Below are 14,124 nucleotides of genomic sequence, written 5' to 3'. Positions count from 1 at the left end.
TGCATGATTCAAATCATCATAAACGGCAAATACCGAATTGTTGAAGCAGGGCAAACCTTGCTGCAAGCCGCCAAAGTGTGTGGAGAAGAGATTCCATCACTGTGCGGAATGAACCGCTCGGGTGAGAAAATTGCCTGTGATCTGTGTGTGGTTGAAGTGGAAAGTGGTGGGGTTCGCCGTGCTTGTGAGTTAGAAGTTTACAATGGGCTAACTGTAAACACTCACTCGGATGCCTTAGCCGAGCATCGCCGTAAAGCATTGAACAACATCATGGCGGATCACTACGCTGATTGTGAAGCCCCGTGCAAGACTGCTTGCCCAGCAGGCGTTGATATTCAATCTTATCTGTATCACATCGCTCAGAATGATCATCAAAAAGCGATTGAGGTGATCAAACGTACCTTACCTATGCCACTGTCGATTGGTCGAGTTTGCCCCGCTTTTTGTGAAAGTGAGTGTCGACGGGCGTTGGTGGATGATCCTATTGCGATTCGCCAATTAAAACGCCACGCTGCGGATGCCGATTTAGCCGCTCAGGAAGAGTATGTTCCGCCAAAGAAACCCGATAAAGGTCAACGCATTGCTGTGGTAGGAAGTGGGCCGGGCGGCTTAACGGCGGGTTATTACCTCTCCAATGAAGGCTATCATGTGGATGTGTTTGAGGCGATGCCCAAAGCGGGGGGTTGGCTGCGCTATGGCATTCCTGAATACCGTTTACCTAAGTCGATCCTCGATAAAGAAATTGAGCTGATGTGTCGTAATGGAATGCAGATCCATACCGATCATAAGTTAGGGCAAAAGATACGTTTATCTAATCTTAGCCAAGAGTACGCTGCCGTGTGTCTTGCGGTAGGGGCTTCAAAAGCGGTTGAGATGAATTATCTGGGTAGCGATTTGCAAGGCTGCTATTTGGGGGTGGATTACTTAAAAGATTTTGTGACTGAGCAAAGCTGCGTTACTGGCAAGAAAGTCGCCGTGATTGGTGGTGGTAATACCGCGATCGACTGTGCTCGAACGGCAGTCAGAGCTGGAGCTGACACAACACTGATTTATCGCCGAACTCGTGATGAAATGCCGGCAGAAGATTACGAAATTGAAGAAGCAGAACACGAAGGTGTGAAGTTTCACTTCTTGACCAATCCGGTTGAGAATCTGGCGGATGAGCAGGGGCGAGTCTGTTCGGTTACGCTTGAAAAAATGGCATTGGGTGCGGCGGACTCTTCTGGTCGGCGCCGACCTGAGCCCACGGGCGAATATTTTACGGAAGCGTTTGATACAGTGATCGCCGCTGTTTCGCAACAAGCGGATTTGAGCTTTCTAGAGGGTGACAATGTCACAATTCCTTTGACCCGTTGGAACACCGCTGATGTACATCCAGAAACGTTGCATACCGGATGCGGTAACATTTTCAGCATCGGCGATTTTCGGCGTGGCCCAGCCACAGCGGTTGAGGCAGTCGCGGATGGGCGGCGAGTCGCGCAAGCGATCGATCGTTTTTTACATGGTGATATGGCGTCGATGCCACTTAAGCAATTCAATTCGCGCAAAGAGCAGCAACTCAAGCAAGTGGATCCACTGCATTTTGCGCATTTACAGCAGATCGCACGTACCATTATGCCGGAACTCACGGCTCAGCAGCGCGAGCAAAGTTTTGCGGAAGTGGAGGTAGGTTTTAACAACACGGATGCGATGGCAGAAGCGGCGCGCTGTTTAGAGTGTGGTTGTCAGGCGAATACCGACTGTGATTTACGTGATTACGCGACCGAATACCAAGCTGAGCAGCACTTTACCTATTCGCTAGAGGTATCAAGTCACGAAGATTGGCAACAGCGACGTCAGCAAGATCCGCGGCACAAATATCAGGTCGATCGCAGTGGGGAATTTATTGTGTTTGATGCCAACCGCTGCATCAGCTGTGGCCAGTGTATTCAGGCGTGTCGTGAGCAGTCGGTGCAAGGGGTATTGAGCTTCATGCAGACCGAAAAAGGCCGCCCCGTGGTACGCCCAGATTGTCGTCCAAATTTTGGTGGGCAAGGGGTCAGTATGGGCGATTCTCGTTGCGTGCAATGTGGAGCTTGTGTGCAGGCTTGTCCTGTAGGAGCGATGACCGACGCTCGTGATAAGTCACAAGGTCGAGATACACCATTGACCAAGGTGGAGACGATCTGTACCTACTGTGGTGTGGGTTGTAAGTTGGTGTTGCATGTGGATGAAGCTGCCAACCGAATTCGCTATGTGGAGGGTGGGCAATCTCCAGTTAATGAGGGAATGTTGTGCGTGAAAGGGCGCTATGGCTTTGACTTTATTGCCAGCGATGAGCGGCTTACTACGCCACTTATCCGTAAAGATGGTTGGTTACAACCGGCATCTTGGGATGATGCTATTCAGTTGATTGCGCAAAAATTCACAGCGATTAAGCAAGATTTCGGTAGCCGAGCGTTAGCGGGATTTTCTTCCGCGAAAACCACTAACGAAGATAACTATGCCTTCCAGAAATTCATTCGTCGTGAACTGGGCAGTAACAACGTTGATCACTGTGCTCGGTTGTGCCACGCCTCCACGGTCACGGGGTTAGAAGCCTCACTGGGCAGTGGCGCTATGACCAATGACATTCCGAGTATTAAGCACTCAGATGTCATTTTCATCATAGGTTCTGATACTTCTGCCGCGCATCCGGTGATTGCTTCTCATATTAAACAAGCGGTTCGTCATCACGGGGCGCGTTTGATAGTCGCTGACCCTAAACGGATCGCAATGGCTGACTATGCGGCGCTGTATCTGGCGCATCGTCCTGGTACAGATGTCATGTTGATCAATGGTGTGATGCAACTGATCATCAAAAATGGTTGGTACGACCAAGAGTACATCGAAGAGCGGGTGGATGGTTTTGACACCATGTTGCAAGAAGTGATGTCACCGGCTTATGCGTTGGACAAAGTGGCAATGGTCACGGGAGTAAAAGCGGAAGATATTTTCGCGATGGCGCGTATGATCGGTACGGCTAAACGTACTGCAGTGTATTACTCAATGGGGATCACCCAGCACACCACTGGTCATGATAATGTACGTTCAATTGCTAACCTACAGTTGCTGTGTGGCAACATTGGTATGGAAGGCGGTGGCATTAACCCTCTACGTGGACAGTCGAATGTGCAGGGCGCGTGTGATATGGGCGCACTACCCAATAACTACCCAGGTTATCAGAAAGTCTACAATCCATTGGTGAGAGAAAAATTTGCTCGTGAATGGCAAGCGCCAAATTTGCCAACCGAGCCGGGGTTAACGCTGACTGAAATTATTGATGCGGCTTGTCGTCGAGAAGTGAAAGCCTTGTATGTGATGGGGGAAAATCCAGTTCTGAGTGATCCTAACCAAGCCCATGTGATTGAAGGGCTACAAGCCCTAGATTTTCTCGTGGTGCAGGATATTTTCCTCACCGAAACCGCGCAATATGCCGATGTGGTTTTGCCTTCTTGCTCGTTTGCAGAAAAAACGGGGCATTTCACGAATACGGAGCGGCGTGTACAGCGCATCAACGCGGCGGTTCAGCCCCCAGGTGATGCCAAAGAGGATTGGTGGATCATCCAGCAAATTGCCAATGCAATGGGCGGTGATTGGCACTATCAACAAGTGGCTGAGATTACCAATGAGATTGCTCGCGTAACGCCACAATACGCTGGTTTGAAGTGGGATAACATCACGCGTGAAGGCGTGCAGTGGCCGAGCAATAAGCACAATCCGGCTGGAACACGCATCATGCACCAAATGCAGTTTACCCGTGGGAAAGGGCAGATGGAGGGGATTCCGTTTCGTTATGCAGCCGAGTTGCCGGATGATGAGTATCCATTGGTGTTAACGACTGGCCGCGTGTTAGAGCAGTTCCACACTGGAACGATGACGCGCAAAACGCAGGGGCTGAATAATCTCGCAGGACCAAGAGCGATGATCAGTGTACAAGATGCGGAAAGCTTAGGCATTGGTAATGGGGATATGTTGAAAGTGACGACTCGCCGCGGAGAGATTGAAATTGCTGCATTTGTGACGAAGCGAATGCAGCAAGGCGTGGTGTTTATTCCTTTCCATTTTGTGGAATCGCCAGTTAATCGCTTGACGACCACTGCAACCGATCCACACGCGAAGATCCCTGAATTTAAAGTTGCGGCGGTCAGAGTTGAACGACTTAATGCTCACTAATTAAAGGTCAATATTGTGCGCATAAGAAAAGCGGCTCGTTTGAGCCGCTTTGTTTTTGCTGACAGTAAAGGTTAGTTGGCTGGCTTTTGAGCGGTAAAGAAGTCGTTGTAAAGCATGTATAAGTGAGCGGCACTCCAAGAGAAGTTCGGCGCACCTTGCTGCTCACCCGTGAGTGGGTTGTAGTTCTCACGAATTGGACCATCTTGTACTAAGCCATCGGCATGGTTGAAGAAAGCGCTAGCCATATCCACCGCATCTTGGTGGTAGCCATAACGCTCCATTCCTTTTAGGCCAAAGTAGAATTGGTCAACCCAAACACGGCCTCGCCAGTAAATATCGGCGCCAAATGCAGGGCTAGAAAGTGCTGCCGTACCCAGTGGAACATAAGTATTAAACTCCTTTGGATCTTTCATCACTTTGACGATCGCATCGGCATGAGCTTGGGTCGCTGCACCGTTGAACAGGGGAGACCAGCCTTCAGGGCCTTTACCACGTTCAACAATCGGTTGACCGGCACAGCCGTTCGCTAATGGTTTATCTTCGATGCGGATGTCGTAGAAGAAGCCTGTTCCTTCATCAAACATACAGGTGTTGATGTATTTGGCGAGCTTATCTGCTTTGGCACGGAAGGTTTTGGCTTGCTGTGGTTGACCTAAAATATCGGCCATTTCAGCCAGATATTGGTTATCACTGTACATATAACTGGCTTGATCTACCGATTCTTGCAGCAGTGAATAACCCAGCAAGGTGCCATCTTCAGCGCGGTTTTGCGCAAATTTTACGACCCAGTCAGAACGTTTACCGCCATTGGCGAGGTATTTTTCGAGCTGATCTTGATCGATAAAACCAAACACGGCGGCATCATCACGACCCGACTCCCATGATGCAGCTGTTTGTGCAGGGCTTTCGATGCGATCGTAATCGCCTTGTTTCACCACCTTGTCATACGCCGCTTGGCCTGTAATGGTTGTGGTTTTATCGCCTTTGATGACCTCAAAGTACATTTCACCTTCAGCATTGTTATGGGCTTTATCGCGCGCTGCACCGTACTCAGGTACGCCATTGCCGTTGTGGTCACGGTTACGCAACCACCAGTCATGGTAAGCGATCAATTTCGGGTACATTTCTTCTAACCACGCTTTATCTTGAGTGGTTTTGTACACTTCCATCACTGCCCATGCAGCAAGGCTTGGCTTGGTATTTCGTTCATTCCAGTTACCACCATCACCGCCGCGCTCTGGGCTTAGGTTATAGGCAAGCAAATCGGGAATGTAGCCAGCATCCCATGGACGAACTGCATCATCAGCTTGGATTTGATAAGCGAACATTGCACGGATGTTATTCTTTGCCACTTCTGGATTAAAGTGTGCCATGGCATAGGCTTGTTTCCATGTATCCCAAGGCCAAGTTTGGTTACCCGAGAACCAACGTGCGGTAACCGAAGGGGTTACAGAATCAAACTTCATCGCACCAGCTACACCACGCCAGTTGCCATTTAAGGTTTCCATGGCTTTCACCGCCACGCGTTCTTGTTCTAACGTTGCTTCTGGGTTGCTCAGTCCTTGCTCTAAATAGTTTTCCCAACGTTGCTCGGAAGCCACTAAATAGCTTTGCGGATGGGCCAAAATGTCCGCAATTCTGGCTTGCTCAGTTTGGTTTTCTTGCGCAGTTAACACATGAGTGTAAGTGGTGTAGAGGGTTGTTGAACCTTGAATGCTTGTTTTGGAAACGAAGCGATGACCATCCACTTGGGTTTGCAGTTTGATCGATTTATGAATTTGGTATTCAGATTCACCAGAGGTCAACAGATCCCACGTTGAACGTACTTTGCCAAACGTCACTTTCAAACCATCGTCGGTAGCGACAAGGGTACGCTGGTAGTCAGGGTACTGCTGATCAATGGTTTTATCTGACTGTGGTTTACCTTCTTTGGCATGGTATTTTTCTAGCAGTTCACCATCCCATACCAACTCGACTGGCGTATTTGTGGTGATTTTGGTTTCCAGTAATGAGGTGCGGTGAGAGGCAAAACGCAGCGTCATTTCCACGGTCACATCCGTTGAGCTGAGTTTTTGGATCAATGCCCCCGGGATGCTATACGCCTCCATGGTGAACTCGATTTTCTGGCCATCTTTATACACACTCAGACGGTCGAAATTGTCGGCCATAAAGTTGATGTACTCTTCGGTGAGCAGTGCCGTACCTGTAAATCCCCCCATGCCATCTTGTGAATCAGGCAGCAGATGGCCATGCCAAGCACCCATATCAAAGAATGGGTTAAAGCGTTGGTGGTCATCAAAATCGTAATCACGCATGTACTCTGGCGAGCCAGTACGATCGATCACATTTTTAAATTGAAAAGCCTGTGGTTGGTTTTGGGTCGTTAATTGCGTTGCGCAGCCCGCTAGGGTAAGGGCGCTGGCAATCGTGATTGCCATTAATGATTTTTGTGGTTTCATGATCAATTCTCCCTTGATTACCAGTAGAAGTACTGCATAACAAACAGTTGGTTGTCGGAATCGGATGTGTCATTGCTGAGATAAAATTTGCTGTCAAATGCGGTAGCGTATTTACCTTGACCATATTCCCACCAAACGCCAGCGTTGATGTAAGACGTCGTTTCATCTGCTTGGTTGTGATAAGTACGTTCAGCAAAGTTGTATGCGGCAGAGAGGTAAACCCCTTGCATCGCTTCATACCATGCACTGGTTTGTAGGCCGGTTTCACGACCATCGTTATAGGAAGAATCATCCCCAGTATGATGCCAAGTACGAGCGGCGACGTTTTTGTATTGAATGCCGAGCAGGTAAAGCTCACCTTTGTCTTTGGTGACTTCGGCCCCCGCCATCAGCGTAACGGCATCGGCTAAATCGTATTGTAGATAGCCATTCACCATGGCTGCGTGAGTATATTTATCAGCGTAACGGTCATATTTACCGAAGTGTACTAGCGCATCATCTTCGTCAAATTTACCCTCTGGCGCAGCACTGATACTGTAGCGAAGTGAACCTTCAAGGTTTTGCATTTTCACTGCAAGATTCATATCTCTTGAGTTAGGAATGACATAGCCATAGTCAACGGTTGCATCTCCCCACCACTGCACATCATCTAAAGAAGAGTCCATGCGGCCGAAGATAAATTGCGTACCGTGATCGGTTTTGTAGCCGGCATAAAAGCGGTTGACTCCGCCTTCAAAACCACCCCAACCATGGCCGGTGGCCCAAGGATTGCCAACACTATCCGCTTGTACAGTCCAACCTTCACCGTAGATGAGACCAAACCAGTTTCCGTAGTTCAGTTCTAAGCCGCTTTCAATATAAGTACCATCGCTGTAGCGGCCTTTATCATTGCCCTCTAGGGCTGTGTGCCCACCAATGCCCAATTCACCATAGAAGTTCAGTTTCAAATCGGTTTGTGGCGGTTGGTTATCGGAATGGGGAGTGTGTTCAAGGGTATTTTTCCCAAAGGCGGGTAAAGCAGCAAAAATGCACACCGAAAGCATGGTGGCTTTAGTAAAAATTGTCTTCATTTTAACTTCTCAATTTTATGATGAATGAATTGGAGGTACTTTGAAAGTATTAGGGGTAAGTAAAGGCGATACTCTCATTGTACGCTCCAATTAGTGCTGAATTCTAAAGCCATAAATGAAGTGGTGTTAATTGGGTTTGTGAGGGAGTGTGATCTACATTTAGTAAAACTTTACTTTCTTTTTAGTGCTATTGATAAGGTAGATAAATGGGCTTGTAAGTAGAGATGTGTGAGTGAACTCAGTTCAATAAGGCGCGAATATGGTTAGCTAGAAATGATCAGGATAGGGTGATTCATGAAAGGTAATGCGCCACAAAGAGAGTGGCGCATTGGTAAGTACTAGTGTTGAAGGATGGAGTGTGGTTTTGCGGCAGAGGCCTCGGTGATTTGATTTTTCTTCTCGAAGCGAGAGATCCACCACCAAGCAAGGCCAGAGAAAACCGCCGTCATAAATACGTTGATGAAGAAGGCTTCAACCAAGTCGACCCCTGTAGGGAAGGCTGACGCCGACATGCTGACCACGAAAATGGCAATTAAAACAGAAACCACTGACATACCGAATTTACGTGAGCCCATGCGGAAGTCGCGCGGCGTATCATCGTGTTTTAGACGGAATACAAAGTAAGCCACCATGATAAAGATAGGGGGTAGCATTGCCGTACCCGCGGTGAGATTGATCGCTTTGTTCATCATGTCTTGCACGGATTCTGAACCAAAACCGTTTACAACTAACATTAGAAAGACAAAAGCAAATTGCCACCAAGCAGCACGCACAGGCACACCATGTTCATTCAACTCCGTCGTTTTTTCGCCATACACGCCTTTTGGAATTTCTGAGAAGTGAATTTTCACTGGTGCAGCCGTCCACATCATCATAGAACCAAACATTGCGATGAAGAGGATGATGCCAACAAAGCGGCCAACCAAGGTTTGCGAAATAGCGAAGTAGTTAGCCATCCCTGTGAAGATTTCCACCATGCCGCCAGCATAGGTGAGGTCTTCACGCGCCACAAACACGTTCACAAGCAGAGAGCCGATGGCGTACATCGCACCAATCACAATACCCGCGATAATGATCACTTTGATGAAAGACTTATGGCCGCCTTTAACATCGTTAAGGTAAGCCGCGGCCGTTTCTGCACCGCCAGCGGCTTGGAAAATCCAACACATAATGCCGAGTGTTGCCCAGTTAATGGTCGGGGTCATCGCTTGCAGAGTGATGGGTTCAACGGGAGTATGATCACCACTTAATGCCATTAACGCACCAAGAACATAGATAGCGAAGAGTGCAAATACACCGTAAGCCACGATTTCAGAAATTTTACCTAGCCATGATGCGCCTTTGGTTGAAATGTGGGTGGCAAAAGCAAACAGCACAATGGAGATGATCGAGGTAATCATCGGTGAGAAGCTGTACTCGTAGCCCAACATGGCGTAAGACGCGTAGGCAATAACGTTAGGTAGCAGTGAAACGAACCAAAACAGGTTCACAAACCAGTACAGGAATGATCCGAGATAGGCCGCTTTACTGCCCAACGGTTTTTTTAGCCAATCATACATCCCCGATTCGGAGTTTTTATTGGCAGAAACAAACTCTGCGATGATGAAAACAAAGGGAATAAAGTAGATAGCCGTAGCCAGTAAGAAAATCGGTGCTGAACTCAGCCCCAGTTCAATGTTGTTATTGACAATATTGCGCACGTTAAAAACCGCCGCAAATGTCATAGACAGCAAGCCAAATTTGCCGATCGTGCCGCGTACAGATTCAGACATGGTAATCCTCCGGTGAATCACGTCAGTGCCCCACTTTGGTGTGGGAGAGTGTGGGGGCGGTGCATTGCCGGCCCCCGTTTCGTTATTTATTCAGCATGTAGCCATCTTCAATGGTGATTTTCAGCACCACTTTACGAACGGGTTGCTCGCCATGAAAACGGTAGGCGTGTTGGGTATCAAACAGCGCGATTTGGCCTGCTTTTACTTCAACTTGCTGACCATGCCCTTGAAAATATTCTCTATCCGTTTCGTCACGATAAGCCTGAGTCACGGTGAGTTCCTGTTTGGGGGCGAACTCTATCGTTTCACTGCCAGCAAGGTAGTAATGCACATCAAAATAACGGCGATTACCGACAAATTGCTCCGAGTGTGCGGTGATACCTTCTTCCACCATGTACACCAGTGAATCAACGATGGAGTGCATTACGCCAGGTTGAATGTTGTCGATGTTATGGATGGCTTCGATGCAGCGATTCCATTTTTTGCCACCACGATAAGCCACGATGAATTGTTGTAAGTTGTCTAATACGATCATGATTACGCCTCGTTGCTGGTAGATTGAGTGTGGTTTGGGGTGAAAAACGCGTTATCAAAGTCGTGTTTCACCATGCTTGAGGCGCTGCAATCACCGGCTTGAAGTGGGAGTAATGTAAGCCCGTAGCGGAATTTATCCATATACACTCGATAGGAATCGAGCACTTCACTGCCCCAAGAGTTCGAGCCTAACCCCATCACTTGATGATCTAAGTTGAGGGTGATGTAACCGCTTTTCTCCAACTCGTTGGTGTGCTGAGCTTCATGCAGATTTTGGTTGGTGTAGAACCAAGCACTGAAGTTGATCTCTTGCTGTGGTTTGACCAACAGACCTGTACCATGACGATTGGTTAAGGCTGCCCAACGCACGTTTTGGCGGTTGCCATTGTTTTGTGGGAAGGGATAGTTCACAAACATATCTGCCACTGTGCTGCGGTAAACATCAATCATGCTGGCTTGGCAGCTGTCTTGATAGTTTTCTTCTGGTCCACAACCGTAGTAATTCACCTGATCAAACTGACCATTGATACCCAGATCCAAACCGATAGCAGGGATAACATGCGGGTAGTCACCGTAGCGTTCACCGCTTAATTCCACATTCAACTGACCTTGTGAATTAATCTGGTAGCGATAGGTACAGCGCATCCCAAAATCAAACACTGGTGGTGCAATGATGCTGGTGGTCGTGATCAACACCGCCTCGTTTTTCAATTCCACGCTTAGGGTGCGGAAATGTTCTTGCATGATCTGCAAATGAGCCGGATGCCAGTAGCCTTGATATTCCTGTTTATGGTTATCAATCATTGGCTTAAAGAAGCTCAGTTTCGGCTCAGATTGGATCAGCTCCTCGCCATTAATGCGCCATGAAGTCAGCTTGCCGTTCACTTTCGAGAAGATCAGCGTGAAGTTGTGACCTTCAATCACATGCTCTAAACGGTTTTCATTGACCACCAAAGGTTGCGCATTGTGATTCACAAACGGAGTGTAATGCGCAGTATTGGCTTTCAAGGCAAACTGGTACACCGCAACGGGGTGATTCGCTTCACTGTAGAGAGTGCGGCTATCTTTACGCACGGTGAAATTGATGAAGGTTTCACGCTCATCCAGCTCAGGCAGATTAATCTCAATTTCACGTTCAGAGTTGGCTGCTAAGTCATCGGCTTTCAGTTGCAATGTGGCGAGGGTTTCTCCTTCAGCACGAATGTCTGCGGTAATGGTGTGGTCGTGCAGGGTTGAGAACCAGAACTTGTTTTCAAGGACAAAACGCGCTTTTTGTTGGTCAGGGGTGATGACTAAATCGCGGATTTTGACCGGTGCAATCACCTGTTTGTACTCTTTTAGCCCTTGGCTTGGGGTTTGATCCGAGAAAATTAACCCATCCATACAGAAGTTGTAGTTATTCGGATAATCGCCGAAATCACCACCGTATTGATAAAACGGATTGCCTTGCTCATCGTGAGCCAGAATTCCGTGGTCACACCATTCCCAAATGTAATGACCTTGAATGTGATCGTGTTGATAGAACACGTTTTGATATTCGCTCAAACCACCAGGGCCATTGCCCATTGCATGGGCGTATTCACATAAAATGCGCGGTTTAGCATGGGGGTGCTCACCGAAGTAATTCATCATCTGCGCGCGTGAGTACATGGTTGAAATCACATCCACCACTTCCGCATCACGGTCTTCCTCGTAATGCACTAAACGCGTGTTATCAATGGCTTTAGTTGCATGGTACATGGCGCGAATATTACAGCCGTAGCCAGATTCATTACCCAATGACCACATAATGATCGACGGGTGGTTTTTCTGGGCATGGACATGACGCACGGCGCGATCCACAAACACTGCTTCCCATGCAGGATCATTGGTAATGCGTGACAAGTCACCAATGTTGGCAAAGCCGTGGGTTTCCAGATCGGTCTCAGCCATCACAAACAGGCCGTAAATATCACACAGCTCATAAAAACGTGGGTCGTTAGGGTAGTGCGCGGTACGTACCGAGTTAATGTTGTGTTGTTTCATCAACATCAAATCTTTTTCCACGCGATCCATGCCTACCGCACGACCTTTGAGATGGTCATTATCATGTCGGTTAACGCCGTGCAGCATAACGTATTGATTGTTGATGTAGAACAGACCATCGCGCACTTGAATATCACGGAAGCCAACTCGTTGTGGGATTACTTCCAATACCTTGCCTTGAGGGTCTTTTAAGGTAATAAATAATTGATAAAGATAAGGATTTTCCGCCGTCCAATGGATTGGGTTGACTAGGTCTATGGCGAATTGTACTGAACTCAGCTTTTCAATTGAGAGTGCGCGGCACTGACCTGTGGCAACGGTTTTACCTTGATCTTCCAGTACATATTCCAAGCTGTAATCGGCAGCGGTGGCGTGAGAAAGATTTTCCAATTCAACTTGACAGTTGAGCGTGGCACTTTGGTAATCGGTGGCAAAGTCTGTGCGAATAGTGAGATCTTGAACGTGAACTCGTTCTTTGCCGATCAGGTAAACATCACGGAAAATACCGGCAGTCCACCACATGTCTTGGTCTTCGATGTAGGTTGAATCTGCCCACTGCATTACGCGCACGGACAATAGGTTTTCACCTTGCTGTACCCATGTGGATATGTCGAATTCGGCTGTCAGTCGGCTGCCTTTACTAAAGCCCACGTAGTGGCCATTCACATACACTTCAAAGTAGGTTTCTACGCCATCAAACTTGATGATGGTTTGTTGGTCTTGCCAGTTCGCCCCCAAAGTAAAGGTGCGCTGATAGGCTCCCGTTGGGTTATCGCTAGGTACAAAAGGCACATCAATTGGGAATGGAAAGCCCTCATCGGTGTATTGTAGTTTGCCGTGGCCTTCCATCTGCCACATGTTTGGTACAGTAATATTTCCCCATTCAGTCATAGAGTTAGAGTAAAACTCTTCAGGAATGAGCTGTGGGTTATTGAAATAATGGAAACGCCATTGTCCGCTTAGCTGTAAAAATAAGCGGCTGAGTTCACGCTGAAACGTTTTGGCTTGTGGCAAAGCATCATAAGAGAAGAAGTAAGCACGCGGTGGCATGCGGTTCTCATGTAAGTGCAGAAAGTTTTCCCAATGATTCACGTTTATTCTCCCTCGGCTACTGTGATCTGAGATCGGCCGATGTGTTGTTCGATAAGTTGGGTATATCATCAAGGAAAGATATTAGTAAAAGTTTTACTAAATGAAATTAGTGAAAACGTTTACCTTTAACTTGATCACGGAAAGGAACGAGTTTTAAACAGCAGATGTGATCTGGATAAAGAAACGGTTAGTGAGAGGTTGGTGGTGGCTTCTTCGGGTAAAAATAAAGTAAAAAATGTGAAAGGCACTCGTGATGAGTGCCTAGTAATAAACATGAAAGAGGAAGTTAACCCACTCTTTCTACAATGATAATGTCTAATACGGCAGATTCATCATTTGATAGCACAGTTGGCTTTACTGAGATCACTGCATTGTCAGCATTGGTGAAATAGAAAATAGGGAGATGTAAATCTATATTTGTATTATTTAAAGCAGGGTTTTCAACCCATGAACTTCCACCACCGGACATATGTGACATACAGATAGTACGAGAAGTTGAATCGGTTTGATCAGCAATACCACATTCTATACCTTGGCTACTCCCATTACTGGAAATCATTTGCATATAGATAATTGGGCTGTATCGATACAGTGAGCTAGAATCACTGAAATTGCCCACTTTTTCAGTGAAAATTATAGAAGCTTCTTGCCCTGGCATAATATACGGTGCTGTAAACATGGCATTTTTTACATCAGCTTCTACTAACGCTATTAAATAAGAGGTATAGTTTGTTATTGAAACTTCTAAGCGATAGGTTGGCTCCTCTCTTTTTAAATTTCTGGCACCGCCAATTAAGGATACACAACCACTAATTAATGCTGTTGCTGCATTTGTTGCGGCAAGGAATCCAACTCTTTGATTTGTTTCTTCCGATGTTGACAGCAGATATTTCGAATAGAATCGACCATAATCTCTCAAAAAGTTTTTATTTGCTTGTTCTGAGGTTGTGGCTTGTATTTCAAGTTTCATTCTATTTT

Annotated in this window: 7 protein-coding genes; 1 reads left to right on the top strand and 6 read right to left on the bottom strand. The window is 47.2% G+C overall.

What is annotated here, in order from left to right:
* Positions 1–3 precede the first annotated feature (3 nt).
* Positions 4–4,194 (top strand): formate dehydrogenase subunit alpha, encoded by a 4,191-nt coding sequence (gene fdhF, locus VOA_RS13140; RefSeq protein ID WP_000614663.1) that lies wholly within the window; start codon positions 4–6, stop codon positions 4,192–4,194.
* A 71-nt stretch (positions 4,195–4,265) separates the two neighbouring features.
* Here the strand turns inward: fdhF and ygjK are convergent, their stop codons facing one another.
* The 6 genes from ygjK to VOA_RS13170 all read right to left on the bottom strand — a co-directional run bounded on the left by ygjK (position 4,266) and on the right by VOA_RS13170 (position 14,116).
* Positions 4,266–6,653, bottom strand: coding sequence for an alpha-glucosidase (ygjK, locus tag VOA_RS13145; RefSeq protein WP_000804310.1), 2,388 nt, complete (start codon positions 6,651–6,653; stop codon positions 4,266–4,268).
* Between the two features lie 17 nt (positions 6,654–6,670).
* The gene (ygjJ, locus tag VOA_RS13150; RefSeq protein WP_000848517.1) at positions 6,671–7,723 is read right to left on the bottom strand and encodes a protein YgjJ; all 1,053 of its coding nucleotides are present in this window, start codon (positions 7,721–7,723) and stop codon (positions 6,671–6,673) included.
* Positions 7,724–8,061: 338 nt separating this feature from the next.
* Positions 8,062–9,495, bottom strand: a complete 1,434-nt coding sequence (locus tag VOA_RS13155; protein WP_000004669.1) for an amino acid permease — start codon at positions 9,493–9,495, stop codon at positions 8,062–8,064.
* Positions 9,496–9,577: 82 nt separating this feature from the next.
* Positions 9,578–10,030: a beta-galactosidase subunit beta gene (locus tag VOA_RS13160; protein ID WP_000636173.1), complete on the bottom strand. Its 453-nt coding sequence runs from the start codon at positions 10,028–10,030 to the stop codon at positions 9,578–9,580.
* 2 nt (positions 10,031–10,032) lie between these two features.
* On the bottom strand, positions 10,033–13,146 hold the full coding sequence (ebgA, locus tag VOA_RS13165) for a beta-galactosidase subunit alpha (protein WP_001017065.1): 3,114 nt from the start codon (positions 13,144–13,146) through the stop codon (positions 10,033–10,035).
* Between the two features lie 286 nt (positions 13,147–13,432).
* A complete protein-coding gene (locus VOA_RS13170) occupies positions 13,433–14,116 on the bottom strand; it encodes a hypothetical protein (protein ID WP_000764123.1) in 684 nt (227 codons plus the stop codon).
* Positions 14,117–14,124 lie beyond the last annotated feature (8 nt).

Origin of the sequence: Vibrio sp. RC586 (assembly GCF_000176715.1) — a bacterium.
Classification (GTDB): domain Bacteria; phylum Pseudomonadota; class Gammaproteobacteria; order Enterobacterales; family Vibrionaceae; genus Vibrio.
Note: the sequence above shows the minus strand (reverse complement) of the source record. Positions and strands in the feature narration are given on the sequence as shown.

Excerpts from the sequence above, each read along its gene's own strand:
- VOA_RS13170 (WP_000764123.1), bottom strand. The coding sequence starts at position 14,116 with ATGAAACTTGAAATACAAGCCACAACCTCAGAACAAGCAAATAAAAAC.
- VOA_RS13160 (WP_000636173.1), bottom strand. The coding sequence starts at position 10,030 with ATGATCGTATTAGACAACTTACAACAATTCATCGTGGCTTATCGTGGT.
- ygjJ (WP_000848517.1), bottom strand. The coding sequence starts at position 7,723 with ATGAAGACAATTTTTACTAAAGCCACCATGCTTTCGGTGTGCATTTTT.
- VOA_RS13155 (WP_000004669.1), bottom strand. The coding sequence starts at position 9,495 with ATGTCTGAATCTGTACGCGGCACGATCGGCAAATTTGGCTTGCTGTCT.
- fdhF (WP_000614663.1), top strand. The coding sequence starts at position 4 with ATGATTCAAATCATCATAAACGGCAAATACCGAATTGTTGAAGCAGGG.
- ygjK (WP_000804310.1), bottom strand. The coding sequence starts at position 6,653 with ATGAAACCACAAAAATCATTAATGGCAATCACGATTGCCAGCGCCCTT.